The organism is Actinosynnema sp. NPDC091369 (assembly GCF_044757065.1).
Taxonomy (GTDB): domain Bacteria; phylum Actinomycetota; class Actinomycetes; order Mycobacteriales; family Pseudonocardiaceae; genus Actinosynnema.
In genome coordinates this window covers 68,734-93,361 of record NZ_JBIVUG010000018.1, presented here as the reverse complement: position 1 = coordinate 93,361, position 24,628 = coordinate 68,734, and the positions used below count along the sequence as shown (strand labels likewise).

The window sequence follows — 24,628 nt, the reverse complement described above, 5'->3', positions numbered from 1 at the left end:
TCCCGGCGCTGGGCCCACCACCGGACCGGACTTGCCCCCACCGTGCGGACCGTCCTTCGGCTCTCGTTGACGCGGCTCTAGTTGGTGTTCTGCTTGTTCTGCAGGTTCTGCGGGGACTGCTCGATGGGCTGGGCCACCTGCGGCTGCACGGGCTGCGCCACGGGCTGGACGACCTGCTGCGGCTGCGCCACCGGCTGCTGGACCACCTGGGGCTGGGCGGGCGGCAGCTGCTGCGGCGCGGGCGCCTGCTGCGCCGTCGTGCCGGGCTGCTGCTGCGGGTCGTCCTCGCTGCGCAGGCCCTTGGTCTCCGCCTTGAGGATCTTCGCCGAGCGGCCGATCGACCGCGCCATGTCCGGCAGCTTCTTCGCGCCGAAGAGCAGAATGATCACCACGGCGATGATGATCAGCTCGGTTGGTCCGAGGTTAGGCACCGTTGTCCTCCTGTCTCCCCCGGTCCACCGATGGTACGCGGGGCTTGCCCTCGCGGGCGTGATCCGGACGCCGTTCGGCGACGGCCACCCCGAGCGCGGCGAACCGCGCCCGCAGCAGACCGGCGCCATCGCCGACCCTGTCACCCACCAGAGTGCTTGCGGCGCGGAAGCGACGCAAGGATCGGATGACTCGGACGCTGGTCAGGACGAGCACGACCACCCCGAGGACGATCGGCGCCAGGATCGGCAAGTACGGCACGGACCCACCGTACTTGCCCTAGGTTGCCGGGAGGTGATCCGCCCGGCGCAATGCCGCATCGGCCTGCCGGGCTACCTCGGCCACCAGGTCGGACGGCTGCTCCACGTGCGCTTCGCCGCCCAGCCCGAGCAGCAGGCGCACCATCCAGGCGGTGTCGGCGTAGCGCATGAGCACCCTGGCCCGGCCGTCGCCGAGCTCGACCAGGCCGTCGGTCGGGTAGTACTCGGCGACCCAGCGGGCGTCCGGTTCGAGCACCAGCACGGCGGTGCGCTGAGACGGGTCCGGCTGGAACAACCCCTCCGACGTGTCGGTGGGCGTGGCGTGCGGCGGCGGGGCGGCGGGCTCGTCCAGCACGTCGACGGCGTCGATCCGGTCGAGCCGGAACAGCCGCACGCCGTCCGCCGCCCGGCACCACGCCTCCAGGTAGCCGCGGCCTTCCACCAGCAGCATCCGCATCGGGTCCACGACCCGTTGGGTGATCTCATCGCGTGACGGGGTGTAGTAGCGCAGGTGCAGCGCGCGCTTGCGCACCACACCGTCGGACACCGTGTCCCGCACGCGTGAGGTCTCGGGCGCTTCCCGCAGGGCCAGACCCACGGCGACGCCGGCGGGCTGCGCCTGGCCGACCGCGGCCTCGATCTTGGCCACCGCGCGCTGCACCGCGTCCTGGTCGGCCACGCCGGGCGTCTCCACCAGCGCGCGCAGCGCCACCAGCAGCGACGTCGCCTCGGCGGCGGTCAGGCGCAGCGGGCGGCTCATGCCCGCGTCGAACGTGACGGTGACCGTCTCGCCCTCGAACGACAGGTCGATCAGGTCTCCCGGGCCGTAGCCGGGCAGGCCGCACATCCACAGCAGTTCCAGGTCCTTGCGGATCTGCTTGGGCGTGACCTCGAAGTCGGCGGCGACCTCGTCGATGGGGATGCCGGGCCGGGCCAACAGGTAGGGCACGAGCGCCAGCAGCCGGGGCAGCCGGTCAGAGGAGGCGTTCACGCGCGCACCCCCGCGCCGCGCAGCGCGCCGAGCAGCTTCTCGCGCACCGTCTTGGCCAGAAGTTCCGGTTCGAGCACCACCACGTCCGGGCCGAAGCCCGCGATCCACCCGGCGGCCGAGTCGGGGAACCGCAGCTCGATCTCCAGCACGTCACCCGGCTCGCCGTCGAACTCGCGGGAGCCGATCACCTTCGCCCGCCGGCGCACGCCCTGGGCGCGGCCGGCCGCCACCCACAGCTTGGCCGTGGCGGGCGGCTGGTCGGCGGTCGGCTGGTTGCGGACCACGAACGACAGCAGGTCGAACCGGTCGGGCCGCTGCACGGAGCCCGCCTTGCCGATCGCGCGGACGTCGCCGACGATCCGGGACAGCCGGAAGCAGCGGGGCGCGTCCCGGTCGCGGTCGTGCCCGACGAGGTACCACCGGCCGCGCCAGGCGACCACGCCCCACGGCTCGACGGTGCGGGTGCGCACCTCGACCGGCACCGGGCGGCGGTAGTCGAACTCGACCACGCGCCCCTCCTGCACGGCCGCGAGCAGCGGCGGGAACGCCGGTTCGCTGGTGCGGACCTTCGGCTCGACCGGCACGTGCACGTCCTGGTCGACGTCCACGCCCGCGGCGCGGAGCTTGATCAGCGCGCCGTGCGCCGCGCCGGTGAACTGCGGCGAGTCCCACAGCCGGGCGGCCAGCGCGACGGCGGCGGCCTCGTCCGGCTCCAGGTCGATGTCGCCGAGCTCGTAGTCCCGGCGGGCGATGCGGTAGCCGTCGATCGCCTCCAACCCCGCGCTGCGGCCTGTCTCCAGCGGCACGCCGAGGTCGCGCAGCTCGGTCTTGTCTCGTTCGAACATGCGGAAGAACGCCTCGTCCGTCGCGGCGTCGGCATAGCCGGGGACGATGGCGCGGATGCGTTCGGCGGTCAGGTACTGCCGGGTCGACAGCAGGCACAGCACCAGGTTGACGAGCCGTTCGGCACGTGCGATGGCCACACCGGAACCCTAACCCCGGACGAACACGCGGTGTCGCCATCCCCGCCGTGAAGGCGGGTGAATGGTCCATTCAGCCGATTGCCGCAGCGTGCGCCGCTTCGGTCACGGGGTCGTGACGCGGACCTGAGCGTTGAACTCAGGGGTCCTGAACGTAGGACTCTCGGGACCTGAACGTAGGACTCTCGGGACTTGAGCGTTCGACTCTCGGGGGTTGGGGGGACGCGCCGGTGGGGGGCCACCGGCGGGTCCGAGGGGAGAGGGGGTTAGGCGCCGATGGCGGTCAGGCCGGCGCGGGCGTAGCGCTCGTCCAGGTCGCCGCTCGGGGCGCCGCCGACGCCGATGCCGGCGACGGGAGCGCCGTCGGAGACGACCGGCAGGCCGCCGGCCAGGAACAGCGTGCCGGGGATGTCGCGGAGGGTGGCGCCCTCGCCGGTCACGCGGGCGGCCAGGGCCGACGTCGGGGCGTTGAACGACACCGACGTGAACGCCTTGCGGCGGGCCGACTCCTCGGTCTGCGGGCCCGCGCCGTCGCCGTGCAGCAGCACGACCACGTCACCGCCCCGGTCCACCACGGCGACGGTGACCCGCTGCCCGTCCTTCTCGGCCGCGTCCAGCGCCGCTCGGGCCGCCTCCACCGCCGCGTCGATCGTGATCGTCGTCGCGGTCCGCACCGCGACCCCGCTGCGCCCGTGCTGCTGGTCGGCCACCGCGTACCCGCCGGCGCCCGCCACGGACAACGCCACCAGCACCGCGATCGTGGTCTTGCGCATCGCCACCCCCTCCTCGGGAAAGCCCTGTTCGTGTCGGGTTCGAGCCTCTCCCCGCCGCACCGCGCCGACCTGGTGGTTCCGGTCGACCCCGGTTCAACCCATCGGTTGACCCCGGGTGCCGTCAGCCGGCCTAGGGTCGGCCCGTGTGGCTGCACCGGGCGATGCACGCGGGCTTCTACGTGCTGTTGACGGCGTCGGCGGCGCGGTACGTCGCGTACCACGGCGTCGCGCCCGCCGTGCTGGTCACCGCCGCCCTGCTGGGCGCGGCCTACCCGGTCGGCGTGCGGTGGAACGCCGCGCTGCCCGCGGTGCTGGCGCTGTGGCTGGGGCTGCTGTGGCTCGCGCCGAGCTTCGGCTGGTGCGCCATCCCGCTGTTCTTCCAGTGCCTGCGGCAGCTGCGCCCGCGCCTGGCCGTGCCGCTGGCCGCGGTGCTGACCGCCGCCGTGGTGCTGGCGCAGGTGCGGCTGGCCGACGCGGTCGAACCGAGCCTGGTGCTGGGGCCGGTCGGGGTCGCCGTGATCACCGCCGCCGTGTTCTTCGACCGCCGCCGGTTGCTGCGCGAGGCCGGCGCGCTGGAGGAGCGGCAGCGGCTGGCCCGGGAGATCCACGACACGCTGGCGCAGGGCCTGTCCAGCATCGCGCTGCTGCTGGAGCTCGGCGACACCGGCCGCGCCCGCGAGGTGGCCAAGGAGAACCTGGCCGAGGCGCGCCGGTTCGTGCGCGACCTCTCACCGCTGGAGGGCCGCACGTTGACCGACGCGTTGCACGCCCTGTGCGACCGGGTCGAGGTGGAGGGCGAGCCGTACCCGCTGCCGGTGCCGGTGGAGGTGGCGTTGCTGCGGGTCGCGCAGGGCGCGCTGGCCAACGTCCGGGAGCACGCCGACGCCACCACGGCCGTGATCACGCTGACCTACCTGGGTGACGCGGTGACGCTCGACGTGTGCGACGACGGCCGCGGGTTCGACCCGGCCTCGCTCCGCCCGGAGCCGGGCCGCGGCTACGGGCTGGACGCGATCCGGGACCGGGTCGCCGAGCTGGGCGGCACGATGACGGTGGAGAGCGCGCCGGGCGAGGGCACGGCGCTGGCCGTGAGCGTGCCGACGCCGTGACCGGGCCGTTGCGGGTGCTGGTGGTGGACGACCACCCGGTGGTCCGGTTCGGCCTGGCCGGGCTGCTGGCCCGCGACTTCGAGGTGGTCGCCGAGGCCGCGACCGGCGAGGACGCGGTCCGCCTCGCCGCCACGCGGGACGTCGACGTGGTGCTGATGGACCTGCAACTCGGCGCGGGCATCGACGGCGTGGAGGCGACCCGGCGCATCCGGGCCCTGCCGGACCCGCCGCAGGTCGTGGTGCTGACCACGTACGACTCGGACGCGGACGTGGTGCGCGCGGTCGAGGCGGGTGCGACCGGCTACCTGCTCAAGGACTGCCCGCCCGACGAGCTGGCCGCCGCGGTCCGCCAGGCGTCCACCGGCCGCACGGTGCTGTCCCCCGACATCGCCCGGCGCCTGCTCCGCCGCCCGCCCGCGCCCGCGGTGACCAAGCGCGAGGTGCAGATCCTCGACCACCTGGCCCGCGGCCTGTCGAACCGGGAGATCGCGAAAGCGCTGTTCATCAGCGAGGCGACGGTGAAGACGCACCTGGTGCGGATCTTCGACAAGCTGGGCGTGGACACCCGGACGGCGGCCGTGCGGACCGCCGTCGAGCTGAAGCTGATCCGCCTCAGCCCTCGGTGAGCATGCCCTCGGGCAGACCCGGCACCTCCGGGCGCAGCCAGATCGGCCGCCAGTCGGGCAGCTCGTGGAAGCGGCGCAGCTCGGCCACGCCCGACAGCCAGCCCGCCCACGCCCCGTACGGCGGCTGACCGGTGTCGAACCCGCTCTGCACGAACGTCAGCCGCGTGCCGCCGTCGGACTCGGCCAGCTCCCAGGTCGAGACCATGCCGCCCCAGTCGATGCCCATCCGCCGGCCGGGCTCGAAGTCGACCACCTTCGCGGGCTCCGGGTTCAGGTCGAACCCGCCCATCGCGACCCGGCCGCCCTCCCAGGCTTCGATGTCGATCCTCGCGCCGAACCACCGCGCGTACTGCCCGGCGTCGACCAGCGAGTGGGCCACCGCGTCGACCGGCGCGCCGATCAGCACCTCGCCGCGCATCTCGGTCGTGGTGAAGTCGACCTTCGGCGTGAGCGGGCGGCCTTCGACGTGGTCGACGAGGTTGGCCAGCGACAGGCACCAGAACGTGTAGAGGTAGCCGAGGACGCTGGTCTCCACCACGGCCACGTCCCAACCCGGGAAGTGGCTCTGCGAGAGCGTGACGACCGTGTCGCCGCCCTCGGCGGCCCAGCCGATCCCGACGGTGGTCTCCTCGCCGCCGACCCGCCAGTCGAACCGCAGCGAGTGCTCGTCCACGTGCCTGAGCGTCTGGTGCGGCGCGTCGCCCCCGGGTGTGAACCGGCCCCAGAACCCGAACCGGTCGGGCAGCTCGACCACCGCGTGCTCGGCCAGCCAGGTGGCCAGCTCACCGGCGTCGGTCAGGGCCCGGCGGACGCGCTCGGGGGGCGCGGTCGTGCGGGCGCGAAGGACCACGGTCTCACTCATCGGTCTCCTCCTTCGGGTAGCACGCCACGGCCAGCCGGAAGGCGTCGCCCTCCGCGCCGCCGTAGCGGGCGAACAGGTCCTGCAAGGTCGTCTTGAGGTCGTCGAAGAACTCCTGCCGCCGGTCGGGGTGCACCCGGATCTCGCCGGACACGCCCAGCGACGGCAGCTCGGGCCGCGTACGGTCCAGGCCCGCGATGTCCGCCTGGACCTGTTCCACCAGGTCCAGCAGGTAGCCCAGGCTCAGCTCGTCCCGGGCACGGCGCAGCCCGAGCCGGCCGACCAGCCCCGGTGACAACCAGTACGAGCGCGCGCTCGCCTGGTACACGCCCTCGTTGATGCCCCGCACGCGCCGTTCGGCCACCTGCGTCACGAGACCGGCTTCCACCAGGCGTTTCACGTGGTAGTAGACCCGCTGCGGGGTCTGGTCGAGCGCGGCGGCGACCTCGGTGCACGACCGCGGCTCGGCCAGTTGCCGCAGCACCTCGATGCGCTGCGGCTTGAGCAGTGCCTCGGCCTGCTCGATCTGCTCCAGGTACAGGACGTCTCTCATCGCAAAAATAACCTTGTACGTAAAAATCTGTTTTGTCAATCGGGCCGGAGAAGACCCCGGGCCACTCGACCCGGGGTCCGCTCGCGCCTATCCCCTGCTCAGCACGCCCGCACGGCCGTGCTCACCCGCCGCCCAGCACACCGCGACGCAGTCGATGGTGTCGAAGCTGCCGGTGTCCAGGGACCGCCACGTCCGGCCGCCGTCACGGCTGATGTCGCTGCCGGTCGGGCCCACGGCCACCACCGCGTCACCCCACCACGCCGCGCCGGACCGGTAGCCGAACGGCGCCTGCGCGGGCCCGTCCCAGGTCGCGCCGCCGTCGCCGCTCCACGCCAGGCCCGCGACCAGCGACGCCGGGTTCTTGTAGTCGCCGCCGACGACCACGCCCTGGCGCGGCGTGCGGAACGCCACCGAGAACACGCCCGTGGACGCCGAGCTGGACAGCGGCGTGTCCGACACCGTCCAGTGCCGGCCGCCGTCACCGGAGTGCAGGACGCGGGCGGTCGCGCCGCCGCCGGTGGCGATCCAGGCGTCCCGCGGCCCGGCCGTGGTCACGCACTGGCCACTGGCCGCGAAGCCGAACTCGCCGGGCAGCGCGGGCGGGAAGTTCTCCTCCGGCACGCGCTGCCACGACCGGCCGCCGTCGTGCGTGGAAAGGACCCGGAACTTCCCGTCCACCGGGTCGCTCATCGCCAGGCCGCGGAACCGGTCGAAGAACGCCATGCAGTCGTAGAACGCGGCCGGGTCGTCGTTGCGGAACGCCAACGACCAGGTCCGGCCGCCGTCCGAGGTGCGGTACAGGCGCGAGGTGTCCGCGGGGCCCGCGGTCAGCGCGACCGCGTGCCACGCGTCGAACGCCTCGACGTCGCGGAAGTCGAGGTCGGCCGCGTCGGGCGGCGTCACGGCCCGCCAGGACGCCCCGCCGTCGGTGGTGCGCAGCACGGTGCCCTTGCCGCTGGTCCACGCGACGTGCGAGTTCACCGCCGACACCGCGCGGAGCCGCACGTCGACACCGGTGGGGTGGAGTTCCCAGGACGCCTGGTGCGCCTGGGCGGGAGGTGCGGCCAACAGCGACGCCGCGGTGGCCGTCGCCAGGAGAAGGATCTTCATGGGGTGTGAGCCTCACGAAGATCCCCCGCCCGGCATACCGCTAGAGAGACGAGATCAGCCGCTCCACGCGTTCGTCCACCGCGCGGAACGGGTCCTTGCACAGCACGGTGCGCTGCGCCTGGTCGTTGAGCTTGAGGTGCACCCAGTCGACGGTGAAGTCGCGGCCCGCGGCCTGCGCGGCGGCGATGAAGTCACCGCGCAGCTTGGCCCGCGTGGTCTGCGGCGGGGTGTCCTTGGCGGCCTCGATCTCGCCGTCGTCGGTCACCCGTTCCACCTGGTCCTTGCGCTGGAGCAGGTCGAAGATGCCCCGGCCGCGCCGGATGTCGTGGTAGGCGAGGTCGAGCTGGGCGATGCGCGGGTTGGACAGGTCCATGCCGTGCTTGGCCTGGTAGCGCTCCATCAGCCGGTACTTGATGGCCCAGTCGATCTCGCGGTCGATCTTGGACAGGTCCTCGGCCTCGACCGCGTCCAGCGTGCGGCCCCACAGCTCCAGCACCCGTTCCGCCATCGGGTCGGGCGCGCGCTTGGCCACGTGCTCCACCGCGCGCTCGTAGTACTCGCGCTGGATGTCCAGCGCCGAGGCTTCCTTGCCGCCCGCCAGCCGCACGGTCCGCCTGCCGGTCAGGTCGTGGCTGATCTCGCGGATCGCGCGGATCGGGTTGTCCAGGCTGAAGTCGCGGAACTGGACGCCCTGCTCGATCATCTCCAGCACGAGGTTGGCGCTGCCCACCTTGAGCAACGTGGTCACCTCGGACATGTTCGAGTCGCCGACGATGACGTGGAGCCTGCGGTAGCGCTCGGCGTCGGCGTGCGGCTCGTCGCGGGTGTTGATGATCGGGCGGGAGCGGGTGGTGGCGCTGGACACGCCCTCCCAGATGTGCTCGGCCCGCTGCGACAGGCAGTAGACCGCTCCGCGCGGCGTCTGGAGCACCTTGCCCGCGCCGCAGATGAGCTGCCGGGTCACCAGGAACGGCAGCAGGACGTCGGCGATGCGGGAGAACTCCCCCGCCCGCGCGACCAGGTAGTTCTCGTGGCAACCGTAGGAGTTGCCCGCGGAGTCGGTGTTGTTCTTGAACAGGAAGATGTCTCCCCCGATGCCCTCGTCGGCGAGCCTGCGCTCGGCGTCGACGAGCAGGTCCTCGAGGATCCGCTCACCAGCCTTGTCGTGCGTCACGAGCTGGGCGAGGTCGTCGCACTCCGCCGTGGCGTACTCGGGGTGGGAGCCCACGTCCAGGTAGAGCCGAGAGCCGTTGCGCAGGAAGACGTTCGACGAGCGTCCCCACGAGACGACCCGGCGGAACAGATAACGCGCGACCTCATCCGGGGACAGCCTGCGCTGCCCGTGGAAGGTGCAGGTCACCCCGAACTCAGTCTCAATGCCGAAGATCCGCCGCTGCATCCCTCAACAGTAGGCGCATTCGGCGCTTTCCTCAGTGATCCAATCGGGCGTCGCACCGTTTTCGCGGATAACGTTCTCGTGTGCTCCGACGAGTGAACCGCCTGGACCTGGCCGTGATGAGGCGTTCCGGGGCGTTGCGCGCCTCCCCGGTGGACGAGGGGATGAAGAAGTTGTCGCGCGCGGCCAACCACAGCGCGTTGTGGCTCGCGGTCGCGGGCGTGCTGGCGCTGCGCAAAGGGGTGACGCGGCGTGCGGCGCTGCGCGGGCTGGCGGCGATCGGCGGCGCGAGCTTCAGCGCCAGCCTGGTCGCGAAACGCCTGTTCCCGCGCCGCCGACCCGCCGCCGACCTGCTGCTCGTGCCCCGGCGGCTGACCAAGCGCCCCACGTCGTCGTCGTTCCCGTCCGGGCACGCGGCGTCGGCGGCGGCGTTCACCACGGCGCTGGCCATGGAGTCCCCCGTGCTGGCCGCGGCGGTCGCGCCGGTCGCCGCGGCGGTCGCGTACTCGCGGGTGCACACAGGCGTGCACTGGCCGTCGGACGTGGCCGCGGGCACCGCGATCGGGGTCGGCGCGGCCCTGCTGACCAGGCGTTGGTGGCCGGTGGGGCGCACCGAGCCCGCGTCGGCGCGCGAGCACCAGGAGCTGGAGGCGCTGGTCGACGGCGAGGGCCTGGTGGTCGTGGTGAACCCGAGCGCGGGCCTGGGCGGGACCGACCCGACCGCCGAGATCCTGCAGGAATGGCCGAAGGCCACGATCGTGGGAATCGAGGATCTCGACACGGTGATCGCCGATCACGCTCCGCACGCACTGGGGGTGGCGGGCGGTGACGGGTCGGTGGCCGCGGTCGCGGCGCTGGCGGCGGCGCACCGGTTGCCGCTGGTCCTGGTGCCCGCGGGGACGCTGAACCACTTCGCCCGGGACGTCGGCGTGCGGGGGCTGGACGACACGGCACGGGCGGTCGCGGACGGCGACGGCGTGCTGGTGGACCTGGCGGCGGTGTCCGTGGACGGCTCCGGCCCCCGCTGGTTCGTCAACACCGCGAGCCTCGGCGGATACCCCGACATGGTCCGGATGCGGGAGCAGTTGCAGGACAGGTGGGGCAAGTGGCCCGCCGCCGGCATCGCGCTGGCCCGCGTCCTGCGCACGTCGCGCCCGCTGCGGGTCGAGCTGAACGGCGAGCCGCACCTGGTGTGGATGCTGTTCGTCGGCAACGGCCCGTACCGACCCAAGGGCTTCGCGCCGACCATGCGCCCGGCCCTGGACGCGGGCCTGATGGACGTCCGCTACATCCGCGCCGACACCCGGTTCTCGCGGGCCCGGTTCTTCCTCGGCGCGCTGCTCGGCTCGCTGCACCGCAGCCGCACCTACCGGCACCTGGAGACGCGGTGGCTGGACGTGCGGCTGCTCGACGGCGAGGTGGCCATCGCGACGGACGGCGAGGTCGGCCCCACCGGGTCGACGTTCGAGTTCCGCTCCCGGCCGGCTGCGTTGGCCATCTACCGCCCGCTCGAATAAGGTTGACGCAGTCAACAGTTCAGTTGAGGGAGTCAACGATGACGGTCGCCGACGTGCGCGCGTTCAACCGCTTCTACACCGGCGTGATCGGCGTGCTCGACCGCGGCTACCTCGATTCCCCGTACTCGCTGACCGAGGTGCGCGTGCTGTTCGAGCTGGCCGCGGGCCCGTGCGAGGTGCCCGACCTGCGGACCGCGCTCGGCCTGGACGCGGGCTACCTCAGCCGCATCCTGAGCCGCTTCGACCGCGACGGCCTGGTCACCCGCACGGCGTCCGAGCGCGACTCGCGCCGCCACGTCGTGGCCCTCACGCCGCACGGCGAGTCGGTGTTCGCCGGGCTGAACGCCCGCTCGGACGCCGAGATCGGCGCGCTGCTGGACCGGGTGCCGCCGTCGGACCGCGCCGAGCTGGTGGCGTCGATGCGCAAGGTGGAACGCCTGCTCACCGGCAAGCCCGGGTCGTACCTGCTGCGACCGCTGCGCCCGGGCGACCTCGGGTGGGTGGTCAACCGGCACGGCGTGCGGTACGCGGAGGAGTGCGGCTTCGACCAGAGCTTCGAGGCCCTGGTGGCGCGGGTCGCGGGCGAGTACGCGGAGCACCACTCCCCCGACCGCGAGGCGGCGTGGATCGCCGAGGTCGACGGCGAGCCGGTCGGGTCCGTGTTCTGCGTGCGGGTGGACGACCGCACCGCCAAGCTGCGCCTGCTGCTGGTCGAGCCCGCCGCGCGCGGCCTGGGCATCGGCGCGCGACTGGTGGACGAGTGCCTGCGCTTCGCCCGCCGGGCGGGGTACGCGCGGGTGGTGCTGTGGACCGTGGCCGGGCTCGCCGCGTCACGGCACATCTACGAGAAGGCAGGCTTCCGCCTCGACACCAGCACCCCGGAACGCCTGTTCGGCCGGGACGTCGAAGCGCAGACCTGGTCGCTGGACCTGTGACGGCGCGGGCGGGCGTCCCGACCGCCACCGGCCGGGACGCCCGCCCGGGTCGTCAGGACTTGTACCAAGCCTGGTTGGCCCAGCCGTTGCACGTCCAGACCTGCACCCGGCTCCCGTTGTGCGTCGGCGACGACACGTCCAGGTCCAGGCAGCGGCCGTCGTGCCAACTCACGATCTCGCCGTTGGTGTACATCGTCCACTTCTGGTTGTCCCACCCGTTGCAGTCCCACACCTGCACCCTGGTGCCGTCGTGCGTCGGCGACGAGACGTCGGCGTCCAGGCAGCGGCCGTCGTGCGTGCTGCGGATGGTGTAGTCGTCGTAGTAGGTCCACTTCTGGTTGTCCCAGCCGTTGCAGTCCCAGATCTGCACCGCGGTGCCGTTGTGGGTCGGCGACGACACGTCCGAGTCCAGGCAGCGCCAGTCGTGCGTGCTCTGGATCGGGGTGTGCGCGGTCCGCGCGGTCGGGGCGCCGGCCGACGCGCCCGCGGGCGTGGCGGTCAACGCGGCGAGCAGCAGGCCCAGCACCGCGAGCAGCTTCGTCAGGTGACGCATTCGATCCCCCCAAAGGTCGACGGGTTCGAACCGTCCCAGGGAGCACCTCGGGCTGGGCAGCACAGGGTGAGATATCACCGTGTGATTGCGCGGTTCCCTTCCGTAACACTCCCCTGGGTGGCAGGCGATTCCCAGTCGGGGGGACTTGTCATGGAACGAAGAGTCGGATGGGTCGCGCGCGTGCCGGACAGCCTGTGGTCGCGCCTGGAGGTCGTCGCCGCGCTGGAGGCGCGGGACATCGCGAGCCTGCTGGTCCTGCTCCGGCGCTACGCCGGGTACAGCCAGAACGACCTCGCGGGCGTCACGGGCATCGCGCAGGGGCGGATCAGCGAGTACATGCGCAGACGGCGGCTGCCCACGCTGGACACCATCGAGCGGATCGCGGACGGCGTGGGCATGCCGCCCGACTGCCGTCGACGACTCGGGCTGGCGCCGGAACCGCGCTGACCCACGTCGGTTCGACATGGTCGAACGCCTTCGCGCTACAGTGATCGCGTGCCCGGACCCATCCAGTCCATCGAACGGGCGGCCGCGGTGTTGCGGCTGCTGGCCAGCGGCGCGCGGCGGATGGGGGTCGCGGAGCTCGCCCGAGCCCTGGAGCTGCCCAAACCGACCGTGCACGGCATCCTGCGGACGCTCCAGCTGGTCGGGTTCGTCGAGCAGTCGCCCGACACGGGCAAGTACCAGCTCGGCGCGGCGCTGTTCCACATCGGCAGCAACTACCTCGACGGCAACGAGCTGCGCACCCGCGCGTTGAACTGGTCGGACTCGCTGGCCTCGCGCAGCATGGAGAGCGTCCGCATCGGCACGCTGCACGAGAACCAGGTCCTGGTCGTGCACCACGTGTTCCGCCCGGACAACTCGCGCCAGGTCCTCGAGGTCGGCGCGCTCCTGCCCGCGCACGCCAGCGCCCTGGGCAAGGTCCTGCTCGCCGACGACCCCGTCGGCCTCGGCCTCGCCGACGACGAGCCGCTCAAGGCTTACACCGCCGCCACGATCACCGGCCTCGACCGGCTCGGCGACGCGTTGGAGCAGGTCAGGCAGCGCGGCTGGGCGTCGGACGTGGAGGAGCTGGTCGAGGGCGAGGTGTCGCTGGCCGCGCCCATCCGGGACCGGCGCGCGGTGACCGTGGGGGCGGTCGGGATCTCCGGGCCGGTCGAGCGGTTGTGCGACGCGCACAAGCAGCCGCGCACCGACCTCGTGTCCTACGTCCGGGAGGCCGCGCGGTCCATCTCGCGCGAGCTCGGCGCCATCCCCTGGTAGCGCGGCGTTCCGGAAGGGTTGACATCTTGTGAGCGTCGGCACAGGATTCACGCGCACCGTACGACATTGTCGAACGGCATTCAGGCCAGAGAGGGCGCGTGGATGACCAACCAGTCGATCTTCATCGGTGAGTTCCTGGGCACCGCACTGCTGTTGCTGCTCGGCAACGGCGTCGTCGCGGGCGTGGTGCTGGCGAAGTCCAAGTCGAACGGCGCGGGCTGGGCGGTGATCACGTTCGGCTGGGGCTTCGCGGTGCTCGCGGGCGCCTACGCCGTCGCGCCGCTGTCCGGCGCCCACCTCAACCCCGCCGTCACCGTCGGCCTGGCCATCCACAACGGCGACTGGGCCACCGTCCCCCTCTACCTGCTCGCCCAGCTCCTCGGCGCGTTCACCGGCGCCGTGCTGTGCTACCTCGCCTACCTCGGCCAGTTCCGCGCCAACACCGGCGAGGTGCTCGGCATCTTCGCCACCGGCCCCGAGGTCCGCCACCGCGCCCAGAACCTCACCACCGAGGTCATCGCCACGTTCGTGCTGGTGTTCGTCATCCTGGCCACCGGCCAGACCAAGGGGCTGGAGACCTCCGGCACCGGCGTGCTGATCGTCGCCCTGCTCGTCGTCGGCATCGGCATGTCCCTGGGCGGGCCCACCGGCTACGCCATCAACCCCGCGCGCGACCTCGGACCCCGGCTCGCGCACGCCGTCCTGCCGATCCCCGGAAAGGGTGGATCGGACTGGGGATACGCCTGGATCCCCGTCGTCGGTCCCCTGATCGGCGGAGCATTGGCCGGGCTCGTCGACATCGCCGTCTACTGAGGAGCGTCCCGTGAGCACCTACTCCACCCGATCCTTCGTGGCAGCCATCGACCAGGGCACGACCTCCTCACGCTGCATCGTCTTCGACCACGGCGGCGCGATCGTGTCCGTGGCGCAGAAGGAGCACCGGCAGATCTTCCCCAGGCCCGGCTGGGTCGAGCACGACGCCGAGGAGATCTGGGCCAACGTGCTCGACGTCGTGCACGGCGCCCTGCAGAAGGCGTCGCTGACCGTGCACGACCTGGCCGCCGTCGGCATCACCAACCAGCGCGAGACCACGCTGGTGTGGGACAAGGCCACCGGCAAGCCCGTGCACAACGCGATCGTCTGGCAGGACACCCGCACCGACCAGCTGGTCAAGGAGCTCGGCGACCAGAACCGGTTCCGCGACAAGTGCGGCCTGCCGCTGGCCACCTACTTCTCCGGCCCCAAGGTCCGCTGGCTGCTCGACCACGTCGACGGCCTGCGCGAGCGCGGCGAACGCGGCGAGGTCCTGTTCGGCACCATGGACACCTGGCTGATCTGGAAGCTCACCGGCCGCCACGTCACCGACGTCACCAACGCCGGCCGCACCATGCTGATGAACCTGGAGACGCTGGACTGGGACGACGAGCTGGTCGACGCGATCGGCGTGCCGAAGGCGATGCTGCCGGAGATCCGCTCGTCCGCCGAGGTCTACGGCACCGCGACCGGCACGCTGGACGGCGTCCCCGTCGCCTCCGCCCTGGGCGACCAGCAGGCCGCGCTGTTCGGCCAGACGTGCTACTCCCCCGGCGAAGGCAAGTGCACCTACGGCACCGGCAGCTTCCTGCTGGTCAACACCGGCGACAAGCCCGTGGTCTCGGAGAACGGCCTGCTCACCACGGTCGGCTACAAGATCGGCGACCAGCCCGCCGCGTACGCGCTGGAAGGCGCGATCGCGGTGACCGGGGCGCTGGTGCAGTGGTTCCGCGACAAGATGGGGCTCATCGGGAGCGCCCCCGAGATCGAGACGCTGGCCCGGTCGGTCGAGGACAACGGCGGCGCGTACTTCGTGCCCGCGTTCTCCGGCCTGTTCGCGCCGCACTGGCGGTCCGACGCGCGCGGCGTCATCGCGGGCCTGACCGGCTACATCGACAAGGGCCACATCGCCCGCGCGGTGCTGGAGGCGACCGCCTGGCAGACCCGCGAGGTCGTGGACGCGATGAACGCCGACTCGGGCGTGGAGCTGACCACGCTGAAGGTCGACGGCGGCATGACCGCCAACAACCTGCTCATGGGCTTCCTGTCCGACGTGCTCGACGTGCCGGTGGTGCGGCCGATCGTCGCCGAGACCACCTGCCTGGGCGCGGCCTACGCCGCCGGGCTCGCGGTCGGCTACTGGTCGGACACCGAGACCCTGCGCGAGAACTGGCACAAGGCCGCCGAGTGGCTGCCGACGATGGACGCGAAGACGCGTGACAAGGGCTACCGCAAGTGGAAGAAGGCGGTCGAGCGGACCGTCGGCTGGATTGACGAGGACGACAACGATGAGTGAGCAACGGGCCAGGGCGCGCGAGGCGCTGGGACACGGCGCCTTCGACCTGGTCGTGATCGGCGGCGGCGCGCTGGGCATCGCCACCACGTGGGCGGCGGCCCGCTCGGGCCTGCGGGTGGCGCTGGTCGAGGCGGGCGACTTCGCGGGCGCCACGTCCAGCGCGTCGTCCAAGCTCGTGCACGGCGGCCTGCGGTACCTGGCGATGGGGCCCGGCGCGGTGCCGATGGTGCGGGAGAACCACGCCGAGCGGCGCGCGTTGGGCGACCGGCTGGCCCCGCACCTGGTCCGGCCGCTGCCGTTCCTGGTGCCGGTGTACCGGGGCGGGCCGCACTCGCGGTCCGTGCTCGGCGCGGGGGTGGTGCTGTACTCGGCGCTGTCCGGGTTCGGCGACGGCGTGGGCAAGGTGCTGTCGGCGCGGCGGGCCGCGGAGTACGTGCCGCACCTGCGGACCGAGGGCCTGCGCGGTGCGGCGCTGTACCACGACCACCAGATGAACGACGCGCGCGTGGCCATCACGGCGGCGCGCGCGGCGGCCGAGGCGGGCGCGGTGCTGCTGAACCACGTCGAGGTGGTCGGGCTGCGCAAGCGCGGGTCGGCCGTGACCGGCGTCGAGCTGCGGGACAAGGTCGACGGCGGCGAGTTCGGGCTGGACGCGTCGGTGGTGGTCAACGCCACCGGGCCGTGGCTGGACTCGCTGCGGCGGATGGAGGACCCGGCGGCGGCGCCCAGCATCCGGCTGTCCAAGGGCGCGCACCTGGTGCTGAGGACCGACGCGCCGTGGCGCGCGGCGATGACCATCCCGGTGGACGACGTGCGGGTGTCGTTCGCCATCCCGTGGGAGGGGCAGCTGCTGCTGGGCACCACCGACGAGCCGTACGAGGGCGACCCGGCGGACGTGCGGTGCTCCCAGGCCGACGTCGACCAGATCCTCGGCGAGGCGTCGGTCGGCATCTCGGCCGCGGCGCTGGACCGGTCGCGGCTGGCGTACGCGTTCGCCGGGCTGCGGGTGCTGCCGGGCGGGTCGGGCGACACCAGCCACGCCAAGCGCGAGACCGTGATCACGCGGGGCCGCGGCGGCATGATCAGCGTGGCGGGCGGCAAGTGGACCACGTTCCGGCGGATCGGCGCGTCGGTGCTGGCCCGGGTCGGCGAGGCGCTGGGGCGGGACCTGGCGCACGCGTTCGACGGGGTGCCGGCGGCGTTGCCGGGCGCGGCGCTGCCCGAGCGGGTGAGCGCGCAGCTGGGCCGCGAGCTGCCCGCCGTGCCCGACGACGTGCTCCGGCACCTGGCCACGCACTACGGGACGGTCAGCCACGAGGTGCTGGCGCTCGCGTCGGACGACCCGTCGCTGCTGGACCGGGTGCACCCCGACGGGCCCGACATCTGGGCGCAGGTGGCGCACGCGCAGCGGTACGAGTGGGCGACCGAGGTGGACGACGTGCTGCGGCGGCGGACCACCGTCGTGGTCCGCGGGCTGGACACGCCGTCGGTGCGCGAGCGCACCGGGCGGCTCCTGGCGCGGGCGACCGCGTAGTCCGTCGCGCAGGTCCGGCGGGTGGTGCCGGTGGGGGTCCGCATACTCGACGCATGCCCTTCACCAGCACCACCCACGTGCGCTGGCCGGACGTCGACCAGAACGGCCACATGCGCACCACCGCGTACCTGGACGCGGCCGAGGACAACCGGATGCAGTACTTCGCGTCCGCGGGCTTCCCGGCCGCCGAGTTCGCCGCCCGCCGGATCGGGCCGATCTCCCACGGCGACGACATCCGGTACCGCGCCGAGATGCGCCTGCTCGACCCGATCGTGGTGGAGCTGCGACTGGACGGCCTCGCGTCGGACGGCGCGCGGTTCCGCCTGCACAACAAGGTGATCAGGGCCGACGGCCGGACCGCCGCCACCATCGTGACCACCGCGGGCTGGCTGGACCTGGACGCCCGCCGGCTGACCGCGCCGCCCGCCGACCTGCTCGCCGTGCTCGGCGCGCTGGACCGCACCAAGGACTTCGCCGAACTGCCCTCGCCCCTGGCCCGCGCCTGACGTGACGCGAAAGGGGCACTCACGCGTCGAGTGCCCCAGCCGCTCCTTCACCTGCGGCGTGCGACGAGCGCCAGCACCCCGAGCAGACCGATCTGCCCGGCGACCAGAGCCACCGCGGCCCACGTGGGGAAGTCCGGTGGGACCACCCGCAACGTGAGCACCGGACACACCACGGCACCCGCCGCCGCCACGGCGACGACCGCCGCGTCGAGCAGGCGGGACGTGTGGGCGGCGGGGACCGTCGCCTCCACGAGCAAGCCCGACTTCTCCAGGCGTATCCGGGCCGCGCGGGTCGGGTCGCCCCACCCCGCGGCCGGATCGGACCCGACAGGCTCCGGGTCCGGTCTCACTTCACCCATCCGTTGCACCTTCCTTCCACATGACCCCCACCGGCGGCCGGGTTCTCCCCCTCGGATTCCAGCTGCCGGTTCTGCATGTGGACTGCGGGTGCGTGCTCGGACGAGCGCCCTCACCGTACCGCGCCGACTGCGCGCCACAACAGTTCCTGCAAAGATTCGCCACCGGAAATGTGGTCTTTCGGTGGTCCGGGGACTAGCCTTCGGGTCATGTCGTCGACCGAGCGACCCGCCGTGGCGGATCGGGTGAACGTCGCGCTGACCGCGGAGGCGGTCGAGGCGCTGGGCAAGCTCCAGGAGCGGACCGGGCTGAAGAAGGTCGACCTGGTCAACCGGGCGCTGCTGATCTACGAGTTCGTCGACTCGGAGCTGCGCGCGGGCAACCAGGTCGTGCTGCGCGACCCCGAAGGCCGCGACCAGCTCGTCAAGATCTTCCTGTAGCACGACCGGAGGCCCCCGACGTGGCGTCGGGGGCCTCCGGTCGTGGTGGGAGCTACGCCTTGTCGTCGTTCGGCGGCAGGTTCACGTCCGTCACCGGCTTCTTCTTGCCGTCCTTGGCGGGCGGCTCCTCGGCGGGCGCCGGCTCGTCACCGGGCAGCAGCGCCGCCAGCGCCGCCCCCGTGATGCGGCGGAACGCCCGCCGCGGCCGGGAGCGCTCCAGCACGGCCACCTCGAGCTTGCCGCGGTCGAGGAGGTCCGGCTTGCCGTTGCCGGTGGTGGTGCTGCCCGAGCTGAGGGCCTTCACCGCCGTGCCCACGGCCTCGGCCAGCGGCTGGCCCTCGGTGTAGGCGTCCTTGAGGGCGGTGCCCGTCGCCTCGGCCTGACCGCCCATCACGACGTACTGCGGCTCTTCCACGATCGAGCCGTCGTAGGTCAGGCGGTACAGCGTGTCCTGCTCCGGCTCGGTGCCGACCTCGGCCACGCAGATCTCCACCTCCAGCGGCTTGATCTGCTCGGCGAAGATCGAGCCCAGGGTCTGGGCGTAGACGTTCGCCAGCGAGCGGCCCGTGACGTCGCGCGGGTCGTTCTGGTAGCCGCGGATGTCGGCGAACCGGATGCCCGCCTGCCGCAGGTTCTCGAACTCGCTGTAGCGGCCGACCGCGGCGAACGCGATGCGGTCGTAGATCTCGGACACCTTGTGCAGGGTCGCGGACGGGTTCTCCGCGACGAACAGCACGCCGTCGGCGTACCGGAGCACGACGACGCTCCGGCCTCGGGCGATGCCCTTCCGGGCGTACTCCGCGCGGTCGCGGAGGATCTGCTCGGGTGAGGCGTACAACGGCATCGTCACTGCTGCGGCTCCCGGGCTCGGCGGATGCGGGTGGGGATGGGGGTCGACACGGCGCTCAGCCCGCCGGCCTGGCCTTGCGGCCCTCGACGACCGACTCGGCCAGCGTGGCGGTGTCGGCGTCGGGCAGGTGGACCGCGCCGTCGGCGGTGATCGTCACCACGACCGGGTAGATCTTGCGGATCACGTCCGGGCCGCCGGTGCCCGAGTCGTCGTCCGCCGCGTCGTACAGGGCCTCGATCGCGGTCCTGGTGGCGGCCTCGGCGTCCGCGTCGGGGTCGTAGAGCTTCTTCATCGCCGACTTCGCGAACAGCGAGCCCGAGCCCACGGCCTGGTAGCCCTGCGACTCCTCGTACCGGCCGCCGGTCACGTCGTAGGAGATGATGCGGCCCGCGCGGTCGGGGTCGGGCGCGTCGGTGTCGAAGCCCGCGAACAGCGGCACGACCGCGAGGCCCGCGAGCGCCGCGTCCAGGTTGCCCTTGATCATCGCGGAGAGCCGGTTCGCCTTGCCGTCCAACGACAGCGAGACGCCCTCGATCTTCTCGTAGTGCCGGAGCTCGACCGCGTAGAGCCGGACGATCTCGACCGCGATGCCCGCCGTGCCCGCGATGCCCACCGCCGAGTAGTCGTCGGTGATGAACACCTTCTTCATGTCGCGCTGGGCGATCACGTTGCCCATCGTGGCGCGCCGGTCGCCCGCGATCACCACGCCGCCCTTGAACGTCAGGGCGACGATGGTCGTGCCGTGCGGAGCCTGCACCGCGCTGCCCTCGGGCAGGTGGCGGCTCGACGGCAGCAGTTCGGGAGCCTGGGCGCGGAGGAAATCGGTGAACGACGACGACCCCGGCCTGAGGTAGGCCGGGGGCAACGACGCGGCCGGGTAGTGCCCGGTCGAGCTGTGGTCCATGTGTGCGTTCTTCTCCTGTCCCGCCGGCGGCTTCTTACTCGCCGCCCTTTTGCACGTACGCGCGGACGAAGTCCTCGGCGTTCTCCTCGAGCACGTCGTCGATCTCGTCGAGGATGGCGTCGACGTCCTCGCCGAGCTTCTCGCGGCGTTCCTGGCCGGCGCCGGCCGCGCCGTCGCCGTTCTCGTCGCCGTCACCGCCGCCTTGGCGCTGAACCTGTTCCTGGGCCATGTCGACCTCCCGGTCTTCGGGTCCTGCGAGTTAAACACTACCCACCAGGCACGACATCCTGTGCCCGCCACTCGGGTCTGTTGATCAGCCCCTGGTGAGCGCCTCCACCAGCTGCTCGGCCGTGTCGGAAGCCTCCAGCAGGGCTCCGACGTGCGCTTTCGTGCCGCGCAGCGGTTCCAGGGTGGGGATCCGGACGAGGGATTCACGACCGAGGTCGAAGATCACCGAATCCCACGAGGCGGCGGCCACCGAAGTGGGGTAGCGCTCCAGGCAGCGGCCGCGGAAGTAGGCGCGCGTGTCCTCCGGCGGCGCGAGGATGGCCGCCCGCACCTCCTCCTCGCTGACCAGGCGTTTCATCGAGCCGCGGGCCACCAGCCGGTTGTAGAGGCCCTTGTCCAGTCGCACGTCGGAGTACTGCAGGTCGACCAGGGACAGCCGGGGCGAGCCCCAGGCGAGACCGTCCCGCGCCCGATACCCTTCGAGCAACCGCAGCTTCGCCACCCAGTCGAGGCGGTCGGCGCACTCCTGCGGGTCGCGGGCCAGGGCGTCGAGCACCTCGCCCCACACCCGCAGCACGTCCCGGTCGCCGTAGCCCTCCTGCTCCACGAACGCGGAGGCGCGCTCGTAGTAGGCGAACTGGAGGTCCAGGCCGGTGAACTTGCGGCCGTTGGACAGCTCGACCTTGGTCTTGAGCGTCGGGTCGTGGCTGATCTGGTGCACCGCCCGGACCGGCTCCTGCAGGCGCAGGTCGTCGAACCGGCGGCCGGCCTCGATCATGTCGAGCACCAGCGACGTCGAGCCGCACTTGATGTAGGTGGAGTACTCGGCCAGGTTCGCGTCGCCGATGATGACGTGCAGCCGGCGGTACTTGTCCGCGTCGGCGTGCGGCTCGTCGCGGGTGTTGATGATGCCGCGCTTGAGCGTGGTCTCCAGGCCGACCTCGACCTCGATGTAGTCCGAGCGCTGGGACAGCTGGTAGCCGGCCTCCTCGCCCGCCGCGCCGATGCCGACGCGGCCGGAGCCGACGACGACCTGCCGTGACACGAAGAACGGCGTCAACCCGGCGATCACCGCGGTGAACGGCGTGCTGCGCTGCATCAGGTAGTTCTCGTGGGTGCCGTAGCTGGCGCCCTTGCCGTCGACGTTGTTCTTGTAGAGCTGCAGGCGGGGCTGGCCGGGGACGGTGGCCGCGCGCATCGCGGCCTCCTCCATCACCCGCTCCCCCGCCTTGTCCCAGATCACCGCGTCGCGGGCGTTGGTGACCTCGGGCGCGGAGTACTCGGGGTGCGCGTGGTCGACGTAGAGGCGCGCGCCGTTGGTGAGGATGACGTTGGCCGCGCCCAGGTCCTCGACATCGCTGTCGCCCGGGTGGCCGCCGGGGGTGCCGAGGTCGAAGCCGCGCGCGTCGCGCAACGGCGATTCGACCTCGTAGTCCCAGCGCGCCCGGCGCGCCCGCGGTATGTCGGCGGCCGCCGCGTAGGCCAGCACGACCTGTGTCGAGGTGAGCACCGGGTTCGCCGTCGCGTCACCCGGCACCGAGATGCCGTACTCGACTTCGGTTCCCATGATCCGCCGCATGTACGCAGACTACGACCTTCCACCGGCACACCGCCCGAACCAGGGTCACGTTTCAGCCGGCCGCGAGCCCGGCGGCGGGCCCGATCCGGGACGCGCCGCGGGCCGGGCCGAACGCGGCGAGCACCGCCAGGACCACCACGCCCGCGCCGCCGACCAGCAGCGGGGCCACGGCCGCCGTCGGCCACACGAACACGCCGACGGAGGCCAGCGTCAGCTCGGCGTAGACGAGGCCGAACACACCGCCGCCCAGCACGCCGACCAGCGCCAACAGCACCGCTTCGGCCACCACGCCCCCTTGCAACCCGCCCTTGGTGACGCCCAGGGCGCGGCGCAGCGCCAGCTCCTTGCGGCGCTCCTGCACCGAGATCGTCAACGCGGTCCCGATACCGGTCACGGCGACCGCGACGGACAGCCCCAGCAGCACCATCAGCATCACGATCCCCAGGTCGAGGTAGCGCTGGTTCTGCGCGCTCGTCTCGGCCTTGGTCTTCACCAGAACGGTGGGCGAGTCGGGCAGCGCGGCCCGCACGCCCGCCTGGTAGGCGGCCGGGTCCGCGCCCGGCGCGAACGCCACCAGCACCTTCGTCGCGGGCGCGAGGTCCGGGTCGGCCAGCAGCACGTCGGCGTCGTCCAGCACCGAGCCGGTGAACGTGCCGACGAACGTGGCCGTGCGCGGACCGCCGGGCAGCCCCTGGACCGTGAACGGCTGGCCGAGCCGCGCGCCGAACCGCTCGGCGTACCACTCGTCGAGCATGACGGTGCCCGGCCCGAAGTCCTTCGCGTTGACGTCCTGCCTGGTCAGCCACTCGCGCATGGGGTCGGGGTCGGCGCCGAGGACTTGCGTCGGGATCGTGCGGCCCTCCTCGTCGGCCTGGTCGACGTCGACGCCGTGCACCACGACGGTCGTCGCCGCTTCCGGCCGGTTGGCCGCCGCGCCCACACCGCCGTCCAGCGCGCGCCCGCCCGAGTCCGCCACCACCGCGTCGGGCTGGGGCTCGTTGCTGAACTCGTCCTCCATGCGTTGTGCCGAACCCACCGTGACGGCGAAGAACGTGACCATGGCGGCGGCCAGGAGCAGCGGCATCGCCACCGACGCGGACCGCTGCGGCACCCGCCGCACCTCGGCCGCGGCCAGTTTCCACTGCGCGCCCCCGAAGCGGCTCGCGACCGAGCCGAAGATCCGGCCCAGGGCGGGCACGACGACCGGTCCGAGCACGCCGAACAGGCCGAACACGGCGGTGATCCCGGAGAACAGGACCAGGAAGATCGCCACCAGCGAGCCCTGCGCGAGCACGGCCAGCGCGCCCATGAGGCCGGCCGCGGCCACGAGCACGATGCCGAAGATCCGCCGCCGGCGCACCACCGCCTGGTCGGGCGTCTGGCCTTCGGACGTCCGCAGTGCCGCGAGCGGCGAGATGCGCGCGGCGGCCAGCGCGGGCCGGACGGCGGCGAACGCGCTGAGCGCGGCGGCCGTGACGACGCCGATCACGGTCTGGCCGACGGTGGGCAGCAGGGCCGGGCTCAGCTCGACCGCGCCGAGCATCGACGACAGGCCGGTGGCGTCGAACAGCCTGGCCAGCAGCCAGGCCACCGAGCCGCCGAGCACGGCGCCGACCAGGCCCGCGGCCACGCCGGTGACCAGCGCCTCGACGAGGTTCGACCAGACCAGTGGGCCGCGGTGCGCGCCGAGGCAGCGCAGCAGCGCGGTGTGCCGTTGGCGCTGCGCGTAGACGGCCCGGTAGGTGGCGGAGGCGACGAAGACGGAGGTGGCCAGCGCCAGGATGCTGAACGGCAGCAGCACGGCCGCCAGGCTCTTGTCGGACGGCTCCGCGGCGATCGCCGCCCGGGTGTCCACCCTCTGACCGTCGCCCACCACCTGCGCGACGGCGTCCCGGTCGCCGCCGACGACGTAGATCGCCTCGACCCGGGGTTCGCCGCCGAGCTTCGCGGCCAGGCCCTCGCCGACCACGATCACCGGCTCCTCGCCGACCGATCCGCGCTTGGTGATGCCGCGGACGACGACGTCGAGCGGCTTGCCCGCCGCGTCGGCCACCCGGACCGAGGCGCCCGGCTTGAGGCCGTGCTCGTAGGCGGTGACCCGGTCGATCGCGATCTCGCCGTCCGGGCCGGGCGAGCGGCCCTCCAGGATCGGCACGCGGTGCAGGTCCGCGCGGTCCGGCTCGATGTCGGCGGTGGCCCGGCGGTCGCCCGCCCGGCCGCCGTCGAGCAGCAGGTCGGCGCGGACCTCGCGGATCGGCTGCGCCACGGTGACCCCGGCGACCCGCGCCACCCGCTCGACGGTCGCCTGGTCGAGGACCGCGCCGCCGTACACGGGCGGGCGGACGACGAGGTCGACACCGGCGGGCACAGTGGGCGCGCCCTCGTCGGTGGCGCGGACCATGGCGTCGCTGAGCATCAGGGCGGCCAGCAGGCAGGCGATGCCGACGACCAGGGCGACACCGGGCAGCACGGCGCGGCCGGGCCGGTTGCGGAACTCGGCGACCGCGAGCCGCAGGGATGTGGGCACAACTCCTCCTCGTGACGCGA

At 72.7% G+C, this 24,628-nt stretch carries 27 protein-coding genes; 11 read left to right on the top strand and 16 right to left on the bottom strand.

What is annotated here, in order from left to right:
• Nucleotides 1-77 precede the first annotated feature (77 nt).
• The 5 genes from ACIQMJ_RS38040 to ACIQMJ_RS38020 all read right to left on the bottom strand — a co-directional run bounded on the left by ACIQMJ_RS38040 (nt 78) and on the right by ACIQMJ_RS38020 (nt 3,433).
• Complete coding sequence (locus ACIQMJ_RS38040) at nt 78-389, bottom strand: twin-arginine translocase TatA/TatE family subunit (RefSeq protein WP_499765867.1); 312 nt, start codon at nt 387-389, stop codon at nt 78-80.
• Nucleotides 390-423: 34 nt separating this feature from the next.
• Nucleotides 424-690 carry a bacteriophage holin gene (locus ACIQMJ_RS38035; protein WP_499765866.1) on the bottom strand — a complete coding sequence of 89 codons (267 nt, stop codon included), beginning with the start codon at nt 688-690 and terminating at the stop codon, nt 424-426.
• 18 nt (nt 691-708) lie between these two features.
• Nucleotides 709-1,680 carry a helix-turn-helix transcriptional regulator gene (locus tag ACIQMJ_RS38030; RefSeq protein ID WP_499765865.1) on the bottom strand — a complete coding sequence of 324 codons (972 nt, stop codon included), beginning with the start codon at nt 1,678-1,680 and terminating at the stop codon, nt 709-711.
• A complete protein-coding gene (locus ACIQMJ_RS38025) occupies nt 1,677-2,663 on the bottom strand; it encodes a helix-turn-helix transcriptional regulator (RefSeq protein WP_499765864.1) in 987 nt (328 codons plus the stop codon). The genes ACIQMJ_RS38030 and ACIQMJ_RS38025 overlap by 4 nt, the downstream gene beginning before the upstream one ends.
• Before the next feature lie 263 nt (nt 2,664-2,926).
• On the bottom strand, nt 2,927-3,433 hold the full coding sequence (locus ACIQMJ_RS38020) for a GlcG/HbpS family heme-binding protein (RefSeq protein ID WP_499765863.1): 507 nt from the start codon (nt 3,431-3,433) through the stop codon (nt 2,927-2,929).
• A 143-nt stretch (nt 3,434-3,576) separates the two neighbouring features.
• On the opposite strand from ACIQMJ_RS38020, the gene ACIQMJ_RS38015 reads away from it, so the two are divergent.
• Nucleotides 3,577-4,542 carry a sensor histidine kinase gene (locus tag ACIQMJ_RS38015; protein WP_499765862.1) on the top strand — a complete coding sequence of 322 codons (966 nt, stop codon included), beginning with the start codon at nt 3,577-3,579 and terminating at the stop codon, nt 4,540-4,542.
• On the top strand, nt 4,539-5,168 hold the full coding sequence (locus ACIQMJ_RS38010) for a response regulator (RefSeq protein WP_499765861.1): 630 nt from the start codon (nt 4,539-4,541) through the stop codon (nt 5,166-5,168). Before ACIQMJ_RS38015 ends, ACIQMJ_RS38010 begins: the two co-directional genes overlap by 4 nt.
• Here the strand turns inward: ACIQMJ_RS38010 and ACIQMJ_RS38005 are convergent.
• The 4 genes from ACIQMJ_RS38005 to pafA all read right to left on the bottom strand — a co-directional run bounded on the left by ACIQMJ_RS38005 (nt 5,155) and on the right by pafA (nt 9,089).
• Nucleotides 5,155-6,030 carry an SRPBCC family protein gene (locus ACIQMJ_RS38005; RefSeq protein WP_499765860.1) on the bottom strand — a complete coding sequence of 292 codons (876 nt, stop codon included), beginning with the start codon at nt 6,028-6,030 and terminating at the stop codon, nt 5,155-5,157. The two genes, ACIQMJ_RS38010 and ACIQMJ_RS38005, sit on opposite strands and share 14 nt — an antisense overlap.
• Nucleotides 6,023-6,580, bottom strand: coding sequence for an ArsR/SmtB family transcription factor (locus ACIQMJ_RS38000; protein ID WP_499765859.1), 558 nt, complete (start codon nt 6,578-6,580; stop codon nt 6,023-6,025). The genes ACIQMJ_RS38005 and ACIQMJ_RS38000 overlap by 8 nt, the downstream gene beginning before the upstream one ends.
• 87 nt (nt 6,581-6,667) lie before the next feature.
• Nucleotides 6,668-7,690: a WD40/YVTN/BNR-like repeat-containing protein gene (locus ACIQMJ_RS37995; RefSeq protein WP_499765858.1), complete on the bottom strand. Its 1,023-nt coding sequence runs from the start codon at nt 7,688-7,690 to the stop codon at nt 6,668-6,670.
• Between the two features lie 40 nt (nt 7,691-7,730).
• Entirely contained in the window at nt 7,731-9,089 is a 1,359-nt protein-coding gene (pafA, locus tag ACIQMJ_RS37990; protein WP_141982938.1) for a Pup--protein ligase, read from the bottom strand.
• Nucleotides 9,090-9,169: 80 nt separating this feature from the next.
• Here pafA and ACIQMJ_RS37985 point away from each other — a divergent pair, with 80 nt between their 5' ends.
• Together ACIQMJ_RS37985 and ACIQMJ_RS37980 are read left to right on the top strand one after the other, a co-directional pair.
• On the top strand, nt 9,170-10,603 hold the full coding sequence (locus ACIQMJ_RS37985; RefSeq protein WP_499765857.1) for a bifunctional phosphatase PAP2/diacylglycerol kinase family protein: 1,434 nt from the start codon (nt 9,170-9,172) through the stop codon (nt 10,601-10,603).
• 38 nt (nt 10,604-10,641) lie between these two features.
• The gene (locus tag ACIQMJ_RS37980; RefSeq protein WP_499765856.1) at nt 10,642-11,538 is read left to right on the top strand and encodes a bifunctional helix-turn-helix transcriptional regulator/GNAT family N-acetyltransferase; all 897 of its coding nucleotides are present in this window, start codon (nt 10,642-10,644) and stop codon (nt 11,536-11,538) included.
• Between the two features lie 52 nt (nt 11,539-11,590).
• Here ACIQMJ_RS37980 and ACIQMJ_RS37975 read toward each other — a convergent pair whose 3' ends face one another.
• The gene (locus tag ACIQMJ_RS37975; protein ID WP_499765855.1) at nt 11,591-12,091 is read right to left on the bottom strand and encodes an RICIN domain-containing protein; all 501 of its coding nucleotides are present in this window, start codon (nt 12,089-12,091) and stop codon (nt 11,591-11,593) included.
• 150 nt (nt 12,092-12,241) lie between these two features.
• Here ACIQMJ_RS37975 and ACIQMJ_RS37970 point away from each other — a divergent pair, with 150 nt between their 5' ends.
• The 6 genes from ACIQMJ_RS37970 to ACIQMJ_RS37945 all read left to right on the top strand — a co-directional run bounded on the left by ACIQMJ_RS37970 (nt 12,242) and on the right by ACIQMJ_RS37945 (nt 17,723).
• Nucleotides 12,242-12,538, top strand: coding sequence for a helix-turn-helix domain-containing protein (locus tag ACIQMJ_RS37970; protein ID WP_499765854.1), 297 nt, complete (start codon nt 12,242-12,244; stop codon nt 12,536-12,538).
• A gap of 48 nt (nt 12,539-12,586) precedes the next feature.
• The gene (locus tag ACIQMJ_RS37965) at nt 12,587-13,354 is read left to right on the top strand and encodes an IclR family transcriptional regulator (protein WP_499765853.1); all 768 of its coding nucleotides are present in this window, start codon (nt 12,587-12,589) and stop codon (nt 13,352-13,354) included.
• A gap of 66 nt (nt 13,355-13,420) precedes the next feature.
• Nucleotides 13,421-14,167 carry an MIP/aquaporin family protein gene (locus tag ACIQMJ_RS37960; protein WP_499765852.1) on the top strand — a complete coding sequence of 249 codons (747 nt, stop codon included), beginning with the start codon at nt 13,421-13,423 and terminating at the stop codon, nt 14,165-14,167.
• 10 nt (nt 14,168-14,177) lie between these two features.
• Nucleotides 14,178-15,683, top strand: coding sequence for a glycerol kinase GlpK (gene glpK / locus ACIQMJ_RS37955; protein ID WP_499765851.1), 1,506 nt, complete (start codon nt 14,178-14,180; stop codon nt 15,681-15,683).
• Nucleotides 15,676-17,217, top strand: a complete 1,542-nt coding sequence (locus ACIQMJ_RS37950) for a glycerol-3-phosphate dehydrogenase/oxidase (protein ID WP_499765850.1) — start codon at nt 15,676-15,678, stop codon at nt 17,215-17,217. The genes glpK and ACIQMJ_RS37950 overlap by 8 nt, the downstream gene beginning before the upstream one ends.
• A 53-nt stretch (nt 17,218-17,270) precedes the next feature.
• Entirely contained in the window at nt 17,271-17,723 is a 453-nt protein-coding gene (locus ACIQMJ_RS37945) for an acyl-CoA thioesterase (RefSeq protein WP_499765849.1), read from the top strand.
• Between the two features lie 47 nt (nt 17,724-17,770).
• Here ACIQMJ_RS37945 and ACIQMJ_RS37940 read toward each other — a convergent pair whose 3' ends face one another.
• A complete protein-coding gene (locus tag ACIQMJ_RS37940; protein ID WP_499765848.1) occupies nt 17,771-18,082 on the bottom strand; it encodes a hypothetical protein in 312 nt (103 codons plus the stop codon).
• A 207-nt stretch (nt 18,083-18,289) separates the two neighbouring features.
• Here ACIQMJ_RS37940 and ACIQMJ_RS37935 point away from each other — a divergent pair, with 207 nt between their 5' ends.
• Nucleotides 18,290-18,520 (top strand): hypothetical protein, encoded by a 231-nt coding sequence (locus tag ACIQMJ_RS37935; RefSeq protein WP_499765847.1) that lies wholly within the window; start codon nt 18,290-18,292, stop codon nt 18,518-18,520.
• A 52-nt stretch (nt 18,521-18,572) separates the two neighbouring features.
• Here ACIQMJ_RS37935 and prcA read toward each other — a convergent pair whose 3' ends face one another.
• From prcA to ACIQMJ_RS37910, 5 genes are all read right to left on the bottom strand, one after another.
• The gene (gene prcA, locus ACIQMJ_RS37930; protein WP_499765846.1) at nt 18,573-19,370 is read right to left on the bottom strand and encodes a proteasome subunit alpha; all 798 of its coding nucleotides are present in this window, start codon (nt 19,368-19,370) and stop codon (nt 18,573-18,575) included.
• Nucleotides 19,371-19,425: 55 nt separating this feature from the next.
• The gene (prcB, locus tag ACIQMJ_RS37925; protein WP_499765845.1) at nt 19,426-20,274 is read right to left on the bottom strand and encodes a proteasome subunit beta; all 849 of its coding nucleotides are present in this window, start codon (nt 20,272-20,274) and stop codon (nt 19,426-19,428) included.
• Between the two features lie 34 nt (nt 20,275-20,308).
• Nucleotides 20,309-20,503 (bottom strand): ubiquitin-like protein Pup, encoded by a 195-nt coding sequence (locus ACIQMJ_RS37920; RefSeq protein ID WP_053716644.1) that lies wholly within the window; start codon nt 20,501-20,503, stop codon nt 20,309-20,311.
• A gap of 84 nt (nt 20,504-20,587) precedes the next feature.
• Nucleotides 20,588-22,081, bottom strand: a complete 1,494-nt coding sequence (gene dop, locus ACIQMJ_RS37915) for a depupylase/deamidase Dop (protein WP_499765844.1) — start codon at nt 22,079-22,081, stop codon at nt 20,588-20,590.
• A 52-nt stretch (nt 22,082-22,133) separates the two neighbouring features.
• A complete protein-coding gene (locus ACIQMJ_RS37910) occupies nt 22,134-24,608 on the bottom strand; it encodes an FtsX-like permease family protein (RefSeq protein WP_499765843.1) in 2,475 nt (824 codons plus the stop codon).
• Nucleotides 24,609-24,628: the final 20 nt, after the last annotated feature.